Here is a 20,204-nt window from a genome sequence, read left to right on the forward strand (position 1 = left end):
TCAGGTCAGCCTGTTTTCTTAAAGTAATTTCCCGTTCAGACGGCATGGTCCGGCAAACCGCATCATACCGTCTGAAAATACACCTGATAAAGCAAACACAATGATTCGCCCTGATTTTCAAGAATATCTGCCTTCCTATTATTTCAGTTCGGTTAATCCGCATACTGTTTATCCGAAACTTCAATGCCGTCTGAAAACCGATACCTGTATCATCGGTGGCGGTTTGAGCGGTTTGTGTACCGCATTGCCGCTGGCGGAACACGGACATAAAGCCGTCGTTTTGGAAGCCGCGCGTATCGGTTTCGGCGCATCGGGACGGAGTGGCGGGCAGGTTATCAGCGATTACGCCTGCGGTATGGAGGAAATTGAAAAACAGGTCGGCTTGGAGCAGGCGCAATGGTTTTGGCAACAGTCTTTGCAGGCGGTCGAACTGGTGGACGAACGCGTCCGCAAACATGCCATCGATTGCGATTGGCAACGCGGTTATGCCACGGTTGCCGTTCGTCCGCAACATTGGGAAGAATTGCAACAATGGCATGAGCACGCCCAACGGCATTACGGTGTGAGTCATTATCAACTTTGGGATAACACTGAACTGAAGCAGCAGCTTGACAGCGATATGTATCAAGGGGCGCAATTCGATCCCTTATCAGGACACCTCCATCCGCTCAATTACACTTTGGGCATCGCCTGCGCCGCTGCCGAAGCCGGCGCGCAGATTTTCGAGCAGTCCCCGATGACGCGTATCGAACCGCATCAAAACGGTTGGCTGGTTTACACGCCCGAAGGTAGCGTCGAGTGCAAAAATGTGGTCTATGCCGTCAATACTTATGCTGGTTTGAATCCGATATTCAAGCCTTTGGAGCGCAAGGCGATTGCCGTCAGCACCTTTATTATTGCCACCGAACCCTTGGGCGCGCGTGCAAAAGGGCTTATCCGCAACAATATGGCAGTATGCGACAACCGCCATATTTTGGACTACTACCGCCTCAGCGCGGACGGCAGACTGCTTTTCGGTGGTAAGGATAACGAGTTTATCGACAATCCCGCGCGTATGACCGAGCTTGTCCGCCAAGATATGCTTAAAGTTTTTCCGCAGCTTGCCGATGTTAGAATCGAATATTCATGGGGAGGTGAGTGTGATATTACTGCCAACCTTGTCCCACATTTCGGACGTTTGGCCGAAAATGTTTTTTATGCACAAGGTTATTCCGGCCATGGTATGGCAATAACGGGTATTGCCGGTTTGGCGGTTGCAGAAGCAATTTTAGGGGACGAATGCCGTCTGAAGCCGTTTGAGCAGTTGCGCCAGCCGAATATCATCCTGCAACCTTTTCTGAGAAAGCTCGGTTCATTTCTCGGTTCTCAATACTATCAGTGGAAAGATAACCGTTAAGTGTCGTAGGCAGTATGTTTATCCGTTGGCGGTTAATGTGAAAAATGCCGTCTGAAACCCGATTTTCAGGTTTCAGACGGCATTTCGCATTAATGCGGGCGGCGTGTTTATTTGCCGCGCATCAGTTCAAAGAAATCATCATTGTTTTTAGAGGCTTTGATTTTTCCGATTAAAAATTCGGCTGCCTCGATTTCATCCATCGGGTGCAGGAATTTGCGTAAGAGCCACATACGTTGCAACTGGTCGTTCGGCACAAGCAGCTCTTCGCGGCGCGTGCCGGATTTGTTGATGTTGATGGCAGGGAAGAGGCGTTTTTCCGCCATACGGCGGTCAAGATGCAATTCCATATTGCCGGTGCCTTTGAATTCTTCGTAAATCACATCATCCATACGGCTGCCGGTTTCAACCAATGCGGTGGCGATGATGGTCAGCGAACCGCCTTCTTCCACGTTGCGCGCCGCGCCGAAGAAACGTTTGGGACGATGCAGTGCGTTGGCATCGACACCGCCGGTCAGGATTTTGCCCGAGGTAGGCACGACGGTATTGTAGGCGCGGGCAAGGCGGGTAATCGAATCAAGCAGGATGACCACATCTTTTTTGTGTTCTACCATACGCTTGGCTTTTTCAAGCACCATTTCGGCAACTTGGACGTGACGTTGCGCCGGCTCGTCAAAGGTGGAGGAGACTACTTCGCCACGGACGGAGCGGCTCATTTCGGTAACTTCTTCGGGACGCTCGTCAATCAAGAGGACGATGAGTTCGACTTCGGGATAGTTTGCGGTAATGGCATGGGCAATATTTTGCAGCATCACGGTTTTACCGCTTTTGGGCGGGGCAACCAAGAGGGCGCGTTGACCTTTGCCGATGGGGGAAATCAGGTCGATGGCACGTCCGGTCAGGTTTTCTTCGGACTTTAAATCGCGTTCCAGTTTTAACTGTTTGGTCGGAAACAGAGGAGTCAGGTTTTCAAACAGGATTTTATGGCGGCATACTTCCGGGTGGTCGCCGTTGATGGTATCAAGCCTGACCAGGGCAAAATAGCGTTCGTTGTCTTTGGGGACGCGCACGCTGCCTTCGATGGTGTCGCCCGTATGCAGATTGAAGCGTCGGATTTGGGTGGGTGAGACATATATGTCATCAGGACCCGCAAGATAGGAGGTATCTGCACTTCGGAGGAAACCGAAACCGTCGGGCAGGATTTCGAGTGTGCCGGAGCAGGTAAAACTCTCGCCTTTTTTCATCATTTGGCGGACGATGGCAAATACGAGGTCTTGTTTGCGGAAACGGTTGGCATTTTCGATAGCGTGTTCTTCTGCCAACTCTAAAAGTTTGGAAATGTGCAGGGTTTGTAGTTCAGAGACGTGCATAATAATGATATATAGAAGAGGAAAAGACGGGCGGATGCCGTCTGAAAGAAGAAGCTGACCGTTGCCGGTTGCTCGGAGAAAGGGGGAATTGTAGGCAGTCGGCGTGCAGGTGTCAAATATTATCTCAGGCGGGGTTAGCCTTTATCGGCAGGATATATCGCTTGAGTAAAGTCGTTTGGAAAAATACCCCCGAGCTTTTCAGGCTTGGGGGTATGGGCATTGATTATTTATTCAATTCATCAGCCAAATACAGCCAGGTTTCGATGACGGTATCCGGATTCAGGGAGACGCTTTCTATGCCTTCTTCAACCAGCCATTTGGCGAAGTCCGGATGGTCTGACGGACCTTGACCGCAAATCCCGACGTATTTGTTTTGTTTGCGGCAGGCGGAGATTGCCAAGTGCAACATTACTTTAACGGCAGGGTTGCGTTCATCGAAGGATTCGGACACCAAGCCGCTGTCGCGGTCGAGGCCGAGGGTCAGCTGGGTCATATCGTTAGAGCCGATAGAGAAGCCGTCGAAGTATTGCAGGAATTGTTCTGCCAATACCGCGTTGCTTGGCAACTCGCACATCATGATCAGGCGCAAGCCGTTTTTGCCGCGTTCCAAACCATTTTCTTTCAGGGCTTTAACAACGGCTTCGGCTTCGCTCAAAGTGCGGACGAACGGAATCATGATTTCGACGTTGGTCAGACCCATTTCGTCACGGACGCGTTTTAATGCTTTGCATTCCAAGGCGAAACAGTCTTTGAAGCTCTCGGCAACATAACGCGCCGCGCCGCGGAAGCCCAACATTGGGTTTTCTTCGTGCGGTTCGTAAATGCTGCCACCCACCAAGTTAGCGTACTCGTTGGATTTGAAGTCGGACATACGGACGATGGTTTTACGCGGGTAAACCGATGCGGCCAAAGTTGCTACGCCTTCTGCGATTTTATCGACGTAGAAGTCGACAGGGGACGCATAGCCGGCGATGCGGCGGGTAATTTCCGCTTTCAATTCGTCGTCTTGTTTGTCAAATTCCAACAAGGCTTTGGGGTGGATACCGATTTGGCGGTTGATGATGAATTCCATGCGTGCCAAGCCGATGCCTTCGCTGGGCAGATTGGCAAAGCTGAATGCGAGCTCGGGGTTACCGACGTTCATCATTACTTTTACAGGTGCTTTAGGCATGTTGTCCAAAGCAACATCGGTAATTTGTACGTCCAGCAGGCCGGAGTAGATAAAGCCGGTATCGCCTTCGGCACAGGATACGGTAACTTCTTGACCGTTTTTCAGCAATTCGGTTGCATTGCCGCAGCCGACAACGGCAGGAATGCCCAGTTCGCGCGCGATAATCGCCGCGTGGCAGGTGCGTCCGCCGCGGTTGGTAACGATGGCGGAAGCACGTTTCATCACGGGTTCCCAATCCGGATCGGTCATGTCGGTAACCAGTACGTCGCCGGCTTCGACGGAATCCATCTCGGAAGCATCTTTAATCAGGCGTACTTTACCCTGTCCGACTTTCTGACCGATGGCACGGCCTTCGCATAATACGGTTTTGTCGCCGTTGATGGCGAAGCGGCGCAGGTTGCGGTTGCCCTCTTCTTGGGATTTGACGGTTTCGGGACGGGCTTGCAGGATGTAGAGTTTGCCGTCCAAGCCGTCGCGTCCCCATTCGATATCCATCGGACGGCCGTAGTGTTTTTCGATGGTCAGTGCGTAATGCGCCAACTCGGTGATTTCTTCGTCAGTAATGGAGAAACGGTTGCGGTCTTCCTCGGGGACATCGACGTTGGTTACGGATTTACCGGCTTCTGCTTTGTCGGTAAAAATCATTTTGATGTGTTTCGAACCCATGGTTTTACGCAGGATGGCGGGCTTGCCCGCTTTGAGCGTGGGTTTGAACACATAGAATTCGTCGGGGTTGACCGCGCCTTGTACGACGTTTTCGCCCAAGCCGTAGGATGAAGTGACAAAGACGACTTGGTCGTAACCGGATTCGGTATCGAGGGTGAACATCACGCCGGACGCGCCGCTGTCGGAACGCACCATACGCTGCACGCCTGCGGAAAGGGCGACGATGTCGTGTTCGAAGCCTTTGTGGACGCGGTAAGAAATGGCGCGGTCGTTGTACAGGGAGGCGAATACATGGCGCATCGCTTCTTTAACGTTTTCCAAGCCGTTGATATTCAGGAAGGTTTCCTGTTGTCCGGCGAATGATGCGTCCGGCAGGTCTTCGGCGGTTGCGGAAGAGCGTACGGCAACGGAAATGTCCGCACCGCCGGCATCGGCAACCATTTTGTTCCATGCCGCTTCGATTTCGGCATCGAGCTGTTCGGGGAAGGGAGTGTCCAAAATCCATTGGCGGATTTCTTTGCCGACACGCGCCAGTTCGGCAACGTCTTCGACATCCAATTTTGCCAGTGCGGCGGAAATGCGTTCGCTCAGACCGTTGTGTGCGAGGAATGCGCGGTAGGCATCGGCCGTGGTGGCAAAACCGCCGGGGACGCGCACGCCTTTTTCGGTCAGCTGACTGATCATTTCGCCCAGCGAGGCGTTTTTACCGCCCACGCGTTCAACATCTGTCATACGCAGGTTTTCAAACCAGATTACATAGTTGTCGGCCATTTGTGTGTCCAATCCAAAATATGTTAAAAAAGAAACAAATCCGCGTCCTTATTTTAAGCGATTCGTTCCGCCGCTGTCACGTTTTTATCTGTCCGGACAATCGCGGCACCGTCTGAAAAATGGCGGGTTCGGGCTGTGTAGCGGTTTGAAATCGATGGGCGGCATATTGTTTTTTTCAGGTATTTCCTTTATAAAACAGATGGTTTTGAATAGGTTAATGTTTTGTGCCGTATTTTTCCGGTTTCTTTTTTTGGAATTTTATTTTAAAGAAATATAGTTTTTCGGTAATTTGTTTTAAAATATGATTTGTTTTTTTGGGGTGTAATCCGAGGTAGGGGCGGCGGGGTGCTTCCCCCTTGTCTGCCGCTGCTGTTATGATGATATTTTTATCCTGTATTTAAGGAGGGGCGATGGGCAGTCCGCGCCAAGTGTTTTATATTTCCGACCGCACCGGCCTGACGGCCGAAAATATCGGCGAGGCTTTGTTGAACCAGTTTGGCAATGTGGCGTTCAAACGCCATACGCACCCGTTTGTCGATACGCCGGACAAGGCGCGCGAGGTGGTGGAGAAGGTCAATCGGAGCCGGCAGGAAAACGGTCAGCGTCCGATTGCGTTTGTCAGCGTGGTCAACGATGAAATCCGTGAAATCATCAAGCAGGCAGACGCTTTCCATATCAATTTTTTTGAAACTTTCCTCGGGCTTTTGGAAAAGGAACTCAACACCGAGGCGGTTGCCGCTACGCAAGGACACCACAGTATCGGTAATACCCAACGTTACGATGCGCGTATGGAGGCGGTCAATTTTTCGCTCAACCACGACGACGGTGTCAGCGATAAAAACCTTCAGGAAGCGGATGTAATCTTGATGGGTGTATCGCGTTCGGGCAAAACGCCGACCTGCCTTTATCTCGCCCTGCAATACGGCATCCGTGCGGCAAACTATCCGCTGATTCCCGACGATTTAGAATCGACCGATCTGCCGCGTATGGTCAAACCTTATAGGGATAAGCTGTTCGGGTTGACCATCCAGCCGGAACGTTTGCAGGCCATCCGTCAGGAACGCCGCCCGAATTCGGCTTATGCGCGTATCGATACCTGCCGCAGCGAGGTGGCGGACGCGCAGAATATGTTCAGACGGCACGGGATTCCGTTTGCGAATACGACCGATAAATCGGTGGAGGAGCTTGCCGTGCACATCCTTCAGGCGTGCAAGTTGAAGCGCAGGTTTTGATGTTTTTTGCCTAAAATTCAGGCAAAATTTCGTTCATCGGTATCTTGCACAGGAGTTGCGCCATTAAATATTCGTCAAACAAAGATGTCCAAAGGCTGATAACCGGCCTGCTCAAGTCTAATCCCGATTGGCGTTTTCACAGTCGGGGCGGACGGCATATCAAGCTGATTTACCTGCCGACATCCGATGTCTTGCCCGTACCGTACAGCCCGTCGGATTTCAGGGCTGCTAAAAATCTAAGCAGCCATATAAAGAAGATTGAAAGCGGGCACAATAAAATTCGATGATTTCCGACGGATTCTTTCGACCGGTTAATGTGGATTTTTGCCTATTTTCAAACGAGGTGCCGGAATACGGGAAATGCCGTCTGAAAGGTTTTCAGACGGCATTTTTCAAGGACGGATTTTGTTTAGCGTCCCGAGTAGCTCGATTGGTGCGGGGATGCGGATGTCCGCCTGCCAAGAGTCGGTATCGTCTTCATCGGAAATATAACCCCATTCGGCAAGGACGGTCGTCATACCGGCGTTGCGCCCGGCTTGGATGTCGCGTTCGGCATCGCCGACGTAGACAGTGTGTTGCGGCTCGGCGTGGATTTGTCCGCACGCATACAGCATAGGTTTGACGCTTGGTTTGGGTTCGCCGCAGGTGTCGCCGCTGACGACGACGGCGGGCGGAACGGCAAAGCCGAGTTTGGGAACGAGTTTGTCGGTAAAGCGGGCGGGTTTGTTGGTGATGATGCCCCATTTGATGCCGCGCCTGCCGAGTTCGGCGATGAGTTCGTCCACGCCGTCGAAGAGGGCGGTGTCTTGGGCGTAGCGGCTGTCGTATTCGTCTAGGTATTCGACGCGCCACCAGGCGTAGTCGGGGTGGTCGGGCGTGATGCCTGCGCCGAGTTTGAGCAGTCCTGCCGCACCGTGTCCGGCATACGGGCGGATTTCCGCGATGCTTTTTTCGGGCAGGTTGTGGCGGCGCAACACGGCGTTGAGCGCGCCGCCGAGGTCCGGGGCGGTGTCGGCGAGCGTGCCATCGAGGTCGAACAATACGGCTTGTATCATAAGGCTTCCTTTGGTTTTCCGATGGGTTTGCCTGCAAGGCTTTGGGTTTGACGGCGGCAATGGTGCGCGCCGCCGGTTTTGTTGGCGCACAAGACGCTGTCGGGATGCGGGTGGTGTTCGCTTTCGATTTGGATGGTGCAGTGTCCGATATTTTTGTGGGACAAACCGTGTTCGATGCGGTAGGCGATTTGTTCGGATTCGGCAACGGTTATGCTGCCGTCCACGACGATGTGGCAGGATAGGGCGTTGATATTGCTTGTAATCGTCCAGACGTGTAAGTCGTGGACGGATTTTACGCCTTCGGTGTTGCGGATAACGTCGAGCAGGTCGTCGGTGCGGATGTTTTCGGGTGTGCCCTCCATCAGGATGTGCAGCGTTTGTTTGAGCAGGCTCCGGCCGCTTCGTCCGACCAGCGCGGCAACGAACATACTGACGAGCGGATCCGCCCATTTCCAGCCGAACGCCATCATAAGTACGGCGGCGGCAACCGCGCCGACCGAGCCGAGAAGGTCGCTTAAAACGTGCAGATACGCGCCGCGCATATTGACGTTGGCTTCGGTGTCGCTGTTTTTCAGCATATAAACCGCCACGCCGATGTTGACCAGCAGTCCGATAATGCTGATGACGAGCATCCCCGGCGTGGCGATTTCGGGCGGATAAAGCAGGCGTTTGACGGCTTCGTAGAAAATCATTACGGCGATGACCACCAGCGACAAGCCGTTGAACATGGCGGTGAGGATTTCAAAACGTTTGTAGCCGAAGGTCTTTTGCAGCGTGGTTTCTTTTTCGCCGAGCTTGAACGCCCACAATGCCGCGCCCAAGGAAAACGCGTCGCCGAACATATGCCCAGCGTCGGAAAGCAGCGCGAGCGAGTGGGTCAGCCGGCCGCCGGCCGCCTCCAGCAGCATAAAGGCGGCGATGATGATGAACGACACGCGCAATACTTTTTTGTTGGCGGTATGCGTGTGGGCGTGTGCGTGATGATGGTGTTCGTGATGGTGAGACATAACGTTCCTCAACAGAGGCCGTCTGAAAATCCGGATTCAGGGTTTTCAGACGACCTTTTTGCCTTGTTTCAAACCCTGCTCGAAATCTTCCAGCATATCCAGCTCGAAGCGGCTGAAGCCCGCTTTTTCCCGCGCTTCGATGTTCACATAGCCGCGGAAGATAAACATATCGTAACGGGCAATCAGACTGCGGAACAGGGCAATCGGTTCCAAACCGCGTTCGCGGCAAAGGTGTTGATACCAATGGTTGCCGATGGCGACGTGTCCCACTTCGTCGCTGTAAATGATGTCCAACACGCCGCAGGTTTCCGAATCGCCGCGCTGCGCCACCTTCGCGCGTATCCCCGGCGTAACGTTCAGCCCGCGAGCTTCCAATACGCGCGGCACTAAAGCCATACGCAACAAAGGATCGTAGGCGGTTTTGTATGCTATATCCCATAAATGATTGTGCGCCTCAAAATCGCCGTAATCGAAGCCGAAAGCGCACAGCCGTTCGCGCATCAGGCGGAAGTGGTACACCTCTTCCTTCGCCACTTTCACCCAATCGCGGACAAACTGAAACGGCAGCGTGCGGAAACGGTATGCCGCGTCCAAAGCCAGATTGACGGCATTGAATTCGATATGCGCAATCGCGTGCAGCATCGCCGCATAGCCTTCTGCCGTGTTCATCTTGCGCGGAGTCAGTTGCGACGGCGCGACCAAAATCGGCTTGTCCGGTCGTCCCGCGCGGGGGAAATCCAGCGGCGGCGCGTTTGTTTCAGCCCCGTCCATGTTTTGAACGGCGGCAAACGCCTCATCCGTCAGCCGTCCTTTTTCATCGGGGTCGCCCGAAAGCAGGGCGCGTTCCAGCAAAGCATAAATATCGGGTTTCATCTCAAGTCCGCCGTGTTCGGAAAACAAATATTATAGCGTTTTAAAAAAACAAGATGAGGCATATAATCTCCGCGATTCGGCATTCCGCGCCCAAACCGTCAAATATAGTGGATTAACAAAAACCAGTACGGCGTTGCCTCGCCTTAGCTCAAAGAGAACGATTCTCTAAGGTGCTGAAGCACCAAGTGAATCGGTTCCGTACTATTTGTACTGTCTGCGGCTTCGTCGCCTTGTCCTGATTTTTGTTCATCCACTATAACGCGGCACACAATTAAAGGGCGGCGTGGCGTGCCTACCTTTTCCGGGTGGTCAAAAAAATCAGCCTTCGGAAAACGCGGTTTGTAAAATGCAAACCGCCCGTAACGCCGCCCGTATGATTGTTTTGCCGCGCCGATACTTTGCGCCACACCCATCCCGACAAGGAAAGATAATGATGAAACCGCACAACCTGTTCCAATTCCTCGCCGTTTGCTCCCTGACCGTCGCCGTCGCTTCCGCACAGGCGGGCGCGGTGGACGCGCTCAAGCAATTCAACAATGATGCCGACGGTATCAGCGGCAGCTTCACCCAAACCGTCCAAAGCAAAAAGAAAACCCAAACCGCGCACGGCACGTTCAAAATCCTGCGCCCGGGCCTCTTCAAATGGGAATACACTTCGCCCTACAAACAGACTATTGTCGGCGACGGTCAAACCGTTTGGCTCTACGATGTCGATTTGGCACAAGTTACCAAGTCGTCCCAAGACCAGGCCATAGGCGGCAGCCCCGCCGCCATCCTGTCGAACAAAACCGCCCTCGAAAGCAGCTACACGCTGAAAGAGGACGGTTCGTCCAACGGCATCGATTATGTGCTGGCAACGCCCAAACGCAACAACGCCGGCTACCAATACATCCGCATCGGCTTCAAAGGCGGCAACCTCGCCGCCATGCAGCTTAAAGACAGCTTCGGCAACCAAACCTCCATCAGTTTCGGCGGTTTGAATACCAATCCCCAACTCTCGCGCGGCGCGTTCAAGTTTACCCCGCCCAAAGGCGTGGACGTATTGAGCAACTGATGTCGTCCGCCCCGATGCCGTCTGAAAGCCGCCGAGGCTTCAGACGGCATTTTCACGCAGGCGGAACAATGTCCCGCATTACCGCCCGATCGGGCATCGGAACGGCAAACCCGTGAAAATTAACGGTTGCGCCCCGGCTGTTTTTGCCGTTTAATGCAAACCTTGCTGCACCAAGGGCCAAGAAAGCCGACCGGCCGCCCCCACAGCTTCCGATGCAGGCGGCCCGTCCGTCCCTGCAATGTTTTTTATTTTTGAACGAAAGGTCGAAAACCATGAAAAAAACACTGGTGGCGGCGGCAATCCTGAGCCTCGCCTTGACTGCGTGCGGCGGCGGAAGCGATACCGCCGCCCAAGCCCCCTCCGCCAAGCCCGAAGCCGAACAATCGGGCAAACTCAATATCTACAACTGGTCGGATTATGTCGATCCAGAAACCGTTGCCGCCTTTGAAAAAGAAACCGGCATCAAGACGCGTTCCGACTATTACGACAGCAACGAAACACTGGAGGCAAAAGTCCTGACCGGCAAATCCGGCTACGACCTGACCGCGCCGTCCATCGCCAACATCGGCCGTCAAATCAAAGCGGGCGCGTATCAGAAAATCGACAAGGCGCAAATCCCCCATTACGGCAACATCGATAAAGATTTGCTGAAAATGATGGAAGTCGTCGATCCGGGCAACGAATACGCCGTCCCCTATTTCTGGGGCATCAACACCTTGGCAATCAACACGCGGCAGGTGCAAAAGGCATTGGGTACGGACAAGCTGCCCGAAAACGAATGGGATTTGGTGTTCAAACCCGAATACACCGCCAAACTCAAATCCTGCGGCATCAGCTATTTCGACAGCGCAATCGAACAGATTCCCTTGGCGTTGCACTATTTGGGCAAAGACCCCAACAGTGAAAATCCCGAAGACATCAAAGCCGCCGTCGATATGATGAAAGCCGTCCGGGGCGACGTGAAACGCTTCAGCTCTTCCGGCTATATCGACGATATGGCGGCGGGCAACCTGTGTGCCGCCATCGGTTACGGCGGCGATTTGAACATTGCCAAAACCCGTGCCGAAGAAGCCGCAAACGGCGTGGAAATCAAAGTATTGACCCCGAAAACCGGCGTGGGCGTGTGGGTGGATTCCTTTATGATTCCGCGCGACGCGCAAAACGTTGCCAACGCCCACCGCTATATCGATTACACGCTCCGGCCCGAGGTGGCGGCGAAAAACGGCAGCTTCGTTACCTACGCGCCCTCCAGCCGTCCCGCGCGTGATTTGATGGAAGCCAAATACACAAACGATCCATCGATTTTCCCGACCAAAGAACTGATGGAAAAAAGTTTCATCGTATCGCCCAAATCCGCAGAATCCGCCAAACTGGGCGTGAAGCTGTGGCAAGGGCTCAAAGCGGGCAAATAACCGGAATCCCTGCCGTCTGAAACCTTTCGGGCGGCAGGAAACGGCGTGTCCGCATTAAGTCAGGATTAGAATTATTTAGGATAATAATATGGATATGAATTTAAGTATCGTAGTTCCCATTTATAATGTCGAAAGTTATTTGGAAGCGTGTTTAAGTTCCATAGAACCTATATTAAGTAATGAAAATGTCGAACTTATCCTTGTGAATGACGGGTCAAAAGACGGAAGTGAAGATATATGTTATAAATATATAGATAAAATATCAAACAACAAACAACAAACAACAAACAACAAACAACAAACAACAAACAACAAACAACAAACAACAAACAACAAACAACAAACAACAAACAACAAACAACAAACAACAAACAACAAACAACAAACAACAAACACCGGACACCAAACATCAAATATATATATCAGGATAACCAAGGATTGTCGGAGGCGAGAAATACCGGAATAAAAAATTCAAACGGAAAATATATAACATTTATTGATTCGGATGATTTTATTAATTGTCAGGTCTTGCTGGATTTTCTTGGTAAAGATGATAGTGATATGCCGGATGTGGTTTTTTTAAATGCAGTTAAATATGATAAGGGAAGTGTTTCATATTTTGGCGAAGATTATCAGCCTGAAAAAATACTCAATCAACCCAAAGTCGAAGTTTTGAAAGGATTATGCCGATTTAGAAAATTTCCGGGTTCGGCATGGAATAAGATTATAAAAAGAGAATTGATTATTAGAGAAAAACTGTTTTTTGAAAAGGGAATTTATTCTGAAGATATCGAATGGTCAATGAGATTATTTAATGCGGCAACAACTTTTTCTTATTTGGACGGTTGTTATTACTATTATCGGCAGGGAAGAAAAGATTCTATTACGGGAACTGTTTCGGAAAAAAGTATAAAGTCATTATTATATATTTTGGAGAAAAATGCGGAAATGGAATTTAATAGGGATATATCAAGTTATCTTTATTCTTTTCTTTCCTACGAATATCTCGTTTTGCTTTTTATCATGACGAGTAAAAATATAGGGTGTGATACTGATATAAAAAGGAGGGCGTATCATTTAAGGTTTGTGTTATTAAAGTCCAATAAGTTGATATATAAGCTGATATTCCCGATAATCACATTATTCGGTGTAGATATTACAGGCCGGATTTTAAAAGCAATCAGAGGGAATATTTAATAAATTCCTTAACAATATATACCTTGCCAAAGGAGGAAAAATGACCGCAATCCGCAAATTTTTGGAACACGCGCCCCAAATTCACGAAAGCTGCATGATAGACGAAGCCTGCGTCGTCATCGGCGAAGTCTCGCTTGCCGAAGACGTTTCCGTGTGGCCGTGCGCCGTGTTGCGCGGCGATGTGAACAGCATCACCGTCGGCGCGCGCAGCAATATACAGGACGGCAGCGTCCTGCACGTTTCCCACAAAACCGCCGCCAAACCCGAAGGGTCGCCGCTGGTTATCGGCGAAGACGTTACCGTGGGGCACAAAGTGATGCTGCACGGCTGCCGCATCGGTAACCGCGTCTTGGTCGGTATGGGCAGCACCGTTTTGGACGATGCCGTGATTGAGGACGAAGTGATGATCGGTGCGGGCAGCCTCGTTCCGCCGCGCAAACGCTTGGCGGGCGGCTACCTTTATATCGGTTCGCCCGTGAAGCAGGCCCGTCCGCTGACCGATGAGGAAAAAGCCTTTTTGAAATATTCCGCCGCGCATTATGTGAAGCTGTCGAAACAGTACGGGATGTGAAATCACACCGACGTTCTTGCGTCAGCCCCAAATTCACGCGCTTGGACGCACCAGATAACGGCATCCGATGCGCCTTGATTTTGACCGTCTGCGTTTGAGTTGCAGGCAAAAAATGCCGTCTGAAGACCTTTTTTCGGGTTCAGACGGCATTTTATCGCCGATTGCTTTTTACAGTTTGACCGAATGTTCGCGCGTTTCGTGGAACACGATGTCCGGCCAACGTTCTTGCGTCAGCCCCAAATTCACGCGGCCGGGATGCACCCGGTAACGGCATCCGATGCGCCTTGATTTTGACTGTCTGCGTCTGAGTTGCAGGCAAAAATGCCGTCTGAAAGCCTTTTTTCGGGTTCAGACGGCATTTTATCGCCGCTTGCTTTTTAAAGTTTGACCGAATGCTCGCGCGTTTCGTGGAACACGATGTCGGGCCAACGTTCTTGAGTCAGCCCCAAATTCACGCGGTTGGGGGCGAGGTAGGCGAGATTGCCGCCTGCGTCGATGGCGAGGTTGCCCGCGTTGGCTTTTTCAAACTCCGCCAGTTTTTTCTTGTCGTCGCACGATATCCAGCGCGCCGACCAGATGGATGCGCTGTCGAACACGGCTTCCACGCCGTATTCGTTGGCGAGGCGCGAGGTTACGACTTCAAACTGCAACACGCCGACCGCGCCCAAAATCAAATCCGCGCCGCTCATCGGTTTGAACACCTGTACCGCGCCTTCTTCGCCGAGTTGTTGCAAACCTTTTTGCAGTTGCTTGATTTTCAGTGGGTTTTTGATGCGGACGCTGCGGAACAGTTCGGGTGCGAAGAAAGGGATGCCGGTAAATGCCAGTTGTTCGCCTTCGGAGAAGCTGTCGCCGATTTGGATGTTGCCGTGGTTCGGGATGCCGATGATGTCGCCCGCGTAGGCTTCTTCCACCAGCTCGCGGTCGTGCGACATGAAGGTAACCACGCTGGAGGCGGCGATTTCGCGGTTGATGCGCAGGTGTTTCATCTTCATGCCGCGTTCGAATTTGCCGGAGCAGACGCGTAAAAAGGCGATGCGGTCGCGGTGTTTCGGATCCATATTGGCTTGGATTTTAAAGATAAATCCAGAAAATTTCGGCTCGTCAGGCTCGACCATGCGTATGGTCGCGTCGCGCGGTTTCGGTGCGGGCGCCCAGTCAATCAATGAATTGAGGATTTCCTGAATACCGAAGTTGTTAATCGCAGAGCCGAAGAACACGGGCGTGAGTTCGCCGGCAAGGAATTCATCGAGATTAAATTCGTTGGAAGCCGCCTGAACCAATTCGATTTCGTCGCGCAACTGCTGGATTTCCAGCGGAAAGCGTTGTTCCAATTCAGGATTGTCGATGCCTTTGATGATGTCGAACTCGTGCGGCAGACGTTCGCCGCCTGCGTCGAAGAGATAGATTTCGTCGTTCAGGATGTGGTACACGCCTTTGAAGTTTTTGCCCATGCCGATTGGCCAGGTGACGGGCGCGCAGCGGATTTGCAGGATGTTTTCCACTTCGTCCAGCAATTCCAAAGAATCGCGTACTTCGCGGTCGTATTTGTTCATGAACGTGACAATCGGCGTATTGCGCAGGCGGCAGACGTTCAAGAGTTTGATGGTTTGCGCTTCCACGCCTTTTGCTGCGTCGATAACCATCAAGGCGCTGTCCACGGCGGTCAATACGCGGTAGGTGTCTTCGGAGAAGTCTTGGTGTCCCGGCGTGTCCAAGAGGTTGACGGTGTGGTCTTTGTAGTCGAACTGCATCACTGACGAAGCGACGGAAATGCCACGCTGCTTCTCGATTTCCATCCAGTCGGAAGTGGCGAATTTGCCGGTTTTCTTGCCTTTTACCGTACCTGCGCTTTGAATTGCACCTGAAAACAGCAAGAGTTTTTCGGTCAACGTGGTTTTACCCGCGTCGGGGTGGGAGATGATGGCAAATGTGCGGCGGCGGCGCACTTGGTCGAGGATTTCTTGGGACATGGTTTTCTTTGCAAAAAGGTTCAGGCCGCTTTTCAGACGGCCCGGACAGTGTTTGAGACGGCGAAATTGTACAAAAAAATGCCTGATAATTCAATGTCGGAGGTGGTCAGTGCGTGCTGCTGTAAATCTCTTTTTCGTCTTTCAGGACGGCATCGGCGGTTTCCCACGCGCCGCCGTTCCAGACTTTGTAAAAGCAGCTTTCGCGCCCGGTGTGGCAGGCGATGCCGCCGTTTTGGGCGATGAGCATCACAATGGCGTCGCCGTCGCAGTCGAGGCGCAGTTCGCGGACTTTTTGCGTGTGTCCCGACTCTTCGCCCTTCATCCATTGTTTTTGGCGCAAACGGCTGTAATAGTGGGCAAAGCCGGTTTCGACGGTTTTTTGCAGGGCTTCGGCGTTCATCCACGCCACCATTAGAACACGTTTGGTTTCGGCATCTTGGGCGATGGCGCAAACCAAACCTTTTTCGTCAAATTTGACGGCTTCAAGCAGGTTTTTATCCATATTTCCTTTCAGACGGCATAATCGGGGCGGTCAGAGGCGCACTTCGATGCCGGCTTCGCGCATAGCGCGTTTGGCTTCGCGGATGGCGATTTCCCCGAAATGGAAAATGCCGGCGGCAAGTACGGCATCGGCTTTGCCTTCGGTTATGCCTTCAATCAGGTGCCGGACATTGCCGACCCCACCGGAGGCGATGACGGGGATGTCGACGGCTTCGGCAACGGCGCGGGTCAGCGGCAGGTTGAAACCCTGTTTCGTCCCGTCCCTGTCCATACCGGTGAGCAGGATTTCGCCCGCGCCGCGTTTTTGCATTTCGACTGCCCATTCCACCGCATCCAAGCCGGTCGGATTGCGCCCTCCGTGGGTAAAGATTTCCCAGCGTGTGTTTTCGGGGTTGACGGCTTTGGCATCGACGGCGGCGACGATGGCTTGCGAACCGAAAAATCCGGCGGCTTCGTCAATCAGGTCGGGACGGGTAACGGCGGCGGTGTTGATGCTGACTTTGTCCGCGCCGGCATTGAGCAGGCGGCGGATGTCGGCAACGGTGCGTACGCCGCCGCCGACGGTCAGCGGGATGAAGACTTGTCCGGCAACCTCTTCGATGATGTGCAGGATGGTATCCCGATTGTCGGATGAGGCGGTGATGTCGAGGAAGGTCAGTTCGTCCGCACCTTCGCCGTTGTAGCGTTTGGCGGCTTCGACGGGATCGCCCGCGTCGCGCAAACCGATGAAGTTCACGCCTTTGACGACGCGCCCGTCTTTTACGTCGAGACAGGGGATGATGCGTTTTGCCAGTGCCATAATCGGATGCCTTTAGTCGAGGGAATCTGCCAGTTGCTGCGCTTGGGCAAAATCGATGCTGCCCTCGTAAATCGCGCGGCCGGTAATCGCGCCTGCTACGCCACGTTTTTCGGCGGCACACAGGGCGCGGATGTCGTCCAAGCCGGTCAGTCCGCCGGAGGCGATGACGGGAATGCGGACGGCTTGGGCGAGTTTGACCGTCGCGTCGATGTTCACGCCGCTCATCATACCGTCGCGCCCGATGTCGGTGTAGATGATGCTGTTGACACCGTCGTCTTCAAAGCGTTTTGCCAAATCAATTACATGATGCCCGGTTACGGTTGCCCAGCCGTCGATGGCGGCCATACCGTCTTTGGCATCCAGCCCGACGATAATCCTGCCGGGGAAGGCTTTGCACGCCTCGCGCACGAAGTCGGGGTTTTTGACTGCCGCCGTGCCGATAATCACGTCGTTCAGGCCCAAATCCAAATATTGTCCGATGGTTTTCAAATCGCGTATGCCGCCGCCGAGCTGTACGGGGATGTCTTTGGCGACGGCGGCAAGGATGTCTTTGATGGCGGGCAGGTTTTGCGGAACGCCTGCAAACGCACCGTTCAAATCTACCAGATGCAGGCGGCGCGCACCTTGTTCGAACCAGTGCAGCGCGGTTTCGGCGGGCGAATCGGAAAAGACGGTCGCCTCTTCCATCAGCCCTTGTTTCAGGCGGACGCAGCGTCCTTCTTTCAAATCGATGGCGGGTATCAGCAGCATAGTTTTTCTCCTTGTGCGGGGCCGTGTCCGGCTTACCAGTTTAAAAAGTTTTTCAACATCGTCAGCCCGGCATCGTGGCTTTTTTCGGTGTGAAATTGCGTGGCGAATACGTTGTCTTTGCCGACGATGCAGGCAAACGGGGACGGGTAGTCGCTTTCGCCCAATATGGTTTCGGGATTTTCGGGGGCGAAATAGTAGCTGTGGACGAAGTAAAAACGCGTGTCTTGGGGAATATCTTTAAACAGCGGGTGGTTTTGGGTTTGGCGCACGGTGTTCCAGCCCATATGCGGGACTTTCAGACGGCATCCCTGCGGGTCGAGGAGGTCGCGGGCAAAGCGTCTGACTTTGCCGCCGAACCAGCCCAAGCCGTCGGTGTTTCCTTCTTCGCTGTGGTCGAATAAGAGTTGCGCGCCGACGCAGATTCCGAAAAACGGTTTGTTTTTTAAGGCATCTTTGACTGCCTCGTCCAAGCCGCCGCGCTTCAGTGCCGCCATACAGTCGGGCATCGCGCCCTGTCCGGGAAAAATGACTTTGTCGGCGCGGGACACGCGGTCGGGGTCGCCGCTTAAAAAGATTTCGGTATTTTTTCCGGCAAGCTGCCCCGCCGTCCGGACGGATTTCAATACGGAATGCAGGTTGCCCATACCGTAATCGATAATGGCGGTTTGCATGGCTTCCTCCTCTTTTTTGCAATATGGCTGCGATTTTAACAAACAAATGTGCCGGGTTGATAAAAATGCCGTCTGAAAACGGGAATCTGTCTTCAGACGGCATAGGGTTCAAATCCGGAAAGCCGTTTGTCAGCCTTCCATTTGTTTTGCCTGAACGGCAGTCAGGGCGATGGTAAACACGATGTCTTCTACCAGTGCGCCGCGGGAGAGGTCGTTGACCGGTTTGCGCAGGCCTTGCAGCAGCGGGCCGACGCTTAAGACGTTGGCACTGCGTTGGACGGCTTTATAGGTGCAGTTGCCGGTGTTCAGGTCTGGGAAGACCAAAACGGTTGCCTGTCCTGCGACCGGGCTGCCCGGGGCTTTGGATTTGCCCACGCCCGGTACGGTTGCCGCGTCATATTGCAGCGGGCCGTCGATGGCGAGGTCGGGGCGTTTTTCTTGGGCAAGTTTGGTTGCTTCGATGACGGTATCGACATCGGGACCGCTGCCGGAGTTGACCGTAGAGTAGGAAATCATGGCCACTTTCGGGTTGATGCCGAAGGCTTTTGCGGAATCGGCAGACTGGATGGCGATGTCGGCAAGCTGTTGCGCAGTCGGGTTCGGATTAACCGCGCAGTCGCCGAAGACGAGGACTTGGTTGGGTAGCAGCATAAAGAATACGCTGGATACGAGGCTTGCACCCGGTGCGGTTTTAATCAGTTGCAAAGCAGGGCGGATGGTGTTGGCGGTCGTATGAACGGCACCGGATACCAGGCCATCCACATCGTTTTGCGCCATCATCATTGTACCGAGTACCACGGTGTCTTGCAGTTGTTTGCGCGCGTCTTCGGGTGTCAGGCCTTTGGATTTGCGCAGTTCGCACATCGGCTCGACGTATTGTTCGACCAATGAGGCGGGATCGACGATTTCCAAAGAGTCCGGCAGGTTGATGCCGCGTTCTTTGGCAACGGCTTCAACTTCTTCGCGTTTGGCAAGCAGGACGCAGCGGGCAATGCCTTTTTCGTGACAGATGGCGGCGGCTTGGACGGTACGCGGCTCGGCACCTTCCGGCAGGACGATGCGTTTGTCGGCTTTGCGTGCGAAGTCAATCAGGTTGTAGCGGAATTGGGCGGGCGAAAGGCGTTTGGTTTGTCGGTTTGCCAATACGGATACGTCTTTCAGCGCGCTGCTTGAGCCGAAGAACGTCAAACCGGTTTTTTCGGCAGCCGCTTCGGCAACGGAGGCTGCCGCGCCGTCGACAATAAAACCTTCCAATACGCCCGGCGCAGTGGCAAAGAACTGTTTGGCAAGGTTCAGCCGGTGTGCCAGTTCGTCTGCATCGGCGTTGTCGGAACGGACGGCAAATACGGCGGCGGCATCCAAAGAGAGCACCAGTTCGACGTTTTTGCCTGCAAGGTAGATTTTGTCGGCATCGGGTGCGATGCCTTCGATAATGAGGTTGTCGGCATCGAGTGCGGCAACTTTACCGACCGTCGCGTCAAACCAGTCGTCGCTTTTGCCTTGCGCCAACAGGGCTTCTGCTTGTGCGTCAAAGGCTTGGAAAATTTGTGCGTTCAAGGCTTTTGCAAATGATCGGGCGGCGGCAGATGCGTCAAGTCCGGCAGATACGGGTACGATGAGTACTTTTGCCATGATATATCCTTTCGTATGCTGCGGTGTGCGGCATGTATGTTGGAAGTGTTGTGATTTGAGGGGAAATGTCGGGATAGGCTATTTCCCGTCCGGTTTGCGCAAACAG

General features: G+C 53.1%; 17 protein-coding genes and 2 pseudogenes. 6 read left to right on the top strand and 13 right to left on the bottom strand.

Annotated features, from left to right (window positions below; all coding sequences use genetic code 11):
- Nucleotides 1-100 precede the first annotated feature (100 nt).
- A complete protein-coding gene (locus tag Q9I99_RS03985; RefSeq protein ID WP_301668370.1) occupies nt 101-1,396 on the top strand; it encodes an NAD(P)/FAD-dependent oxidoreductase in 1,296 nt (431 codons plus the stop codon).
- 107 nt (nt 1,397-1,503) lie between these two features.
- On the opposite strand, the gene rho is transcribed toward Q9I99_RS03985, so the two are convergent.
- A complete protein-coding gene (rho, locus tag Q9I99_RS03990) occupies nt 1,504-2,763 on the bottom strand; it encodes a transcription termination factor Rho (RefSeq protein ID WP_301668369.1) in 1,260 nt (419 codons plus the stop codon).
- A gap of 223 nt (nt 2,764-2,986) precedes the next feature.
- Complete coding sequence (ppsA, locus tag Q9I99_RS03995) at nt 2,987-5,371, bottom strand: phosphoenolpyruvate synthase (RefSeq protein ID WP_301668368.1); 2,385 nt, start codon at nt 5,369-5,371, stop codon at nt 2,987-2,989.
- 410 nt (nt 5,372-5,781) lie between these two features.
- Between ppsA and ppsR the strand changes: the two genes are divergently transcribed.
- Nucleotides 5,782-6,603 carry a posphoenolpyruvate synthetase regulatory kinase/phosphorylase PpsR gene (ppsR, locus tag Q9I99_RS04000; protein ID WP_013449355.1) on the top strand — a complete coding sequence of 274 codons (822 nt, stop codon included), beginning with the start codon at nt 5,782-5,784 and terminating at the stop codon, nt 6,601-6,603.
- Between the two features lie 392 nt (nt 6,604-6,995).
- Here ppsR and Q9I99_RS04005 read toward each other — a convergent pair whose 3' ends face one another.
- From Q9I99_RS04005 to Q9I99_RS04015, 3 genes are read right to left on the bottom strand one after another with little or no spacing between them, the layout of a single operon-like run.
- A complete protein-coding gene (locus Q9I99_RS04005; RefSeq protein WP_118782948.1) occupies nt 6,996-7,658 on the bottom strand; it encodes an HAD family hydrolase in 663 nt (220 codons plus the stop codon).
- The gene (locus Q9I99_RS04010) at nt 7,655-8,665 is read right to left on the bottom strand and encodes a cation diffusion facilitator family transporter (protein WP_003710434.1); all 1,011 of its coding nucleotides are present in this window, start codon (nt 8,663-8,665) and stop codon (nt 7,655-7,657) included. Before Q9I99_RS04010 ends, Q9I99_RS04005 begins: the two co-directional genes overlap by 4 nt.
- A gap of 45 nt (nt 8,666-8,710) precedes the next feature.
- Nucleotides 8,711-9,538, bottom strand: coding sequence for a ferritin-like domain-containing protein (locus tag Q9I99_RS04015; RefSeq protein ID WP_301668367.1), 828 nt, complete (start codon nt 9,536-9,538; stop codon nt 8,711-8,713).
- Nucleotides 9,539-9,968: 430 nt separating this feature from the next.
- Here Q9I99_RS04015 and lolA point away from each other — a divergent pair, with 430 nt between their 5' ends.
- The 4 genes and pseudogenes from lolA (at nt 9,969) to Q9I99_RS04035 (ending at nt 13,772) form a co-directional block, all read left to right on the top strand.
- On the top strand, nt 9,969-10,592 hold the full coding sequence (lolA, locus tag Q9I99_RS04020) for an outer membrane lipoprotein periplasmic chaperone LolA (protein ID WP_002232177.1): 624 nt from the start codon (nt 9,969-9,971) through the stop codon (nt 10,590-10,592).
- Between the two features lie 272 nt (nt 10,593-10,864).
- Nucleotides 10,865-12,004, top strand: a complete 1,140-nt coding sequence (locus Q9I99_RS04025) for a polyamine ABC transporter substrate-binding protein (protein ID WP_301668366.1) — start codon at nt 10,865-10,867, stop codon at nt 12,002-12,004.
- 94 nt (nt 12,005-12,098) lie between these two features.
- Nucleotides 12,099-13,201 (top strand): annotated as a pseudogene (locus tag Q9I99_RS04030) (glycosyltransferase).
- Nucleotides 13,202-13,241: 40 nt separating this feature from the next.
- Complete coding sequence (locus tag Q9I99_RS04035) at nt 13,242-13,772, top strand: gamma carbonic anhydrase family protein (protein ID WP_301668365.1); 531 nt, start codon at nt 13,242-13,244, stop codon at nt 13,770-13,772.
- Nucleotides 13,773-13,940: 168 nt separating this feature from the next.
- Here the strand turns inward: Q9I99_RS04035 and Q9I99_RS11550 are convergent.
- The 8 genes and pseudogenes from Q9I99_RS11550 to pta form a co-directional block, all read right to left on the bottom strand.
- A pseudogene (locus tag Q9I99_RS11550) lies at nt 13,941-14,027 on the bottom strand (gamma carbonic anhydrase family protein); the annotation flags it as partial.
- Complete coding sequence (locus tag Q9I99_RS04040) at nt 14,015-14,131, bottom strand: peptide chain release factor domain protein (protein ID WP_301668364.1); 117 nt, start codon at nt 14,129-14,131, stop codon at nt 14,015-14,017. The gene Q9I99_RS04040 and the pseudogene Q9I99_RS11550, both read right to left, overlap by 13 nt.
- Nucleotides 14,132-14,149: 18 nt before the next feature.
- Nucleotides 14,150-15,745, bottom strand: a complete 1,596-nt coding sequence (locus tag Q9I99_RS04045) for a peptide chain release factor 3 (RefSeq protein WP_301668363.1) — start codon at nt 15,743-15,745, stop codon at nt 14,150-14,152.
- Between the two features lie 106 nt (nt 15,746-15,851).
- Nucleotides 15,852-16,247, bottom strand: a complete 396-nt coding sequence (hisI, locus tag Q9I99_RS04050; RefSeq protein ID WP_301668362.1) for a phosphoribosyl-AMP cyclohydrolase — start codon at nt 16,245-16,247, stop codon at nt 15,852-15,854.
- 30 nt (nt 16,248-16,277) lie between these two features.
- Nucleotides 16,278-17,045: an imidazole glycerol phosphate synthase subunit HisF gene (gene hisF, locus Q9I99_RS04055; protein ID WP_127254149.1), complete on the bottom strand. Its 768-nt coding sequence runs from the start codon at nt 17,043-17,045 to the stop codon at nt 16,278-16,280.
- 12 nt (nt 17,046-17,057) lie between these two features.
- Nucleotides 17,058-17,795, bottom strand: a complete 738-nt coding sequence (hisA, locus tag Q9I99_RS04060; RefSeq protein ID WP_002246851.1) for a 1-(5-phosphoribosyl)-5-[(5-phosphoribosylamino)methylideneamino]imidazole-4-carboxamide isomerase — start codon at nt 17,793-17,795, stop codon at nt 17,058-17,060.
- Nucleotides 17,796-17,827: 32 nt separating this feature from the next.
- Nucleotides 17,828-18,466: an imidazole glycerol phosphate synthase subunit HisH gene (gene hisH, locus Q9I99_RS04065; RefSeq protein WP_301668361.1), complete on the bottom strand. Its 639-nt coding sequence runs from the start codon at nt 18,464-18,466 to the stop codon at nt 17,828-17,830.
- Between the two features lie 129 nt (nt 18,467-18,595).
- The gene (pta, locus tag Q9I99_RS04070) at nt 18,596-20,098 is read right to left on the bottom strand and encodes a phosphate acetyltransferase (RefSeq protein WP_301668360.1); all 1,503 of its coding nucleotides are present in this window, start codon (nt 20,096-20,098) and stop codon (nt 18,596-18,598) included.
- Nucleotides 20,099-20,204 lie beyond the last annotated feature (106 nt).

Origin of the sequence: Neisseria basseii, from assembly GCF_962707005.1 — a bacterium.
GTDB classification, from domain to species: Bacteria; Pseudomonadota; Gammaproteobacteria; order Burkholderiales; family Neisseriaceae; genus Neisseria; species Neisseria bergeri.

What these genes read in the sequence shown, in the direction of transcription:
- hisH (WP_301668361.1), bottom strand. Translation starts at nt 18,466, where the DNA reads ATGCAAACCGCCATTATCGATTACGGTATGGGCAACCTGCATTCCGTA.
- ppsA (WP_301668368.1), bottom strand. Translation starts at nt 5,371, where the DNA reads ATGGCCGACAACTATGTAATCTGGTTTGAAAACCTGCGTATGACAGAT.
- Q9I99_RS04010 (WP_003710434.1), bottom strand. Translation starts at nt 8,665, where the DNA reads ATGTCTCACCATCACGAACACCATCATCACGCACACGCCCACACGCAT.
- ppsR (WP_013449355.1), top strand. Translation starts at nt 5,782, where the DNA reads ATGGGCAGTCCGCGCCAAGTGTTTTATATTTCCGACCGCACCGGCCTG.
- Q9I99_RS04035 (WP_301668365.1), top strand. Translation starts at nt 13,242, where the DNA reads ATGACCGCAATCCGCAAATTTTTGGAACACGCGCCCCAAATTCACGAA.
- Q9I99_RS04040 (WP_301668364.1), bottom strand. Translation starts at nt 14,131, where the DNA reads ATGCCGTCTGAACCCGAAAAAAGGCTTTCAGACGGCATTTTTGCCTGC.
- Q9I99_RS04045 (WP_301668363.1), bottom strand. Translation starts at nt 15,745, where the DNA reads ATGTCCCAAGAAATCCTCGACCAAGTGCGCCGCCGCCGCACATTTGCC.
- hisA (WP_002246851.1), bottom strand. Translation starts at nt 17,795, where the DNA reads ATGCTGCTGATACCCGCCATCGATTTGAAAGAAGGACGCTGCGTCCGC.
- Q9I99_RS04025 (WP_301668366.1), top strand. Translation starts at nt 10,865, where the DNA reads ATGAAAAAAACACTGGTGGCGGCGGCAATCCTGAGCCTCGCCTTGACT.
- pta (WP_301668360.1), bottom strand. Translation starts at nt 20,098, where the DNA reads ATGGCAAAAGTACTCATCGTACCCGTATCTGCCGGACTTGACGCATCT.
- Q9I99_RS04015 (WP_301668367.1), bottom strand. Translation starts at nt 9,538, where the DNA reads ATGAAACCCGATATTTATGCTTTGCTGGAACGCGCCCTGCTTTCGGGC.
- Q9I99_RS03985 (WP_301668370.1), top strand. Translation starts at nt 101, where the DNA reads ATGATTCGCCCTGATTTTCAAGAATATCTGCCTTCCTATTATTTCAGT.
- rho (WP_301668369.1), bottom strand. Translation starts at nt 2,763, where the DNA reads ATGCACGTCTCTGAACTACAAACCCTGCACATTTCCAAACTTTTAGAG.
- hisI (WP_301668362.1), bottom strand. Translation starts at nt 16,247, where the DNA reads ATGGATAAAAACCTGCTTGAAGCCGTCAAATTTGACGAAAAAGGTTTG.
- hisF (WP_127254149.1), bottom strand. Translation starts at nt 17,045, where the DNA reads ATGGCACTGGCAAAACGCATCATCCCCTGTCTCGACGTAAAAGACGGG.
- lolA (WP_002232177.1), top strand. Translation starts at nt 9,969, where the DNA reads ATGATGAAACCGCACAACCTGTTCCAATTCCTCGCCGTTTGCTCCCTG.
- Q9I99_RS04005 (WP_118782948.1), bottom strand. Translation starts at nt 7,658, where the DNA reads ATGATACAAGCCGTATTGTTCGACCTCGATGGCACGCTCGCCGACACC.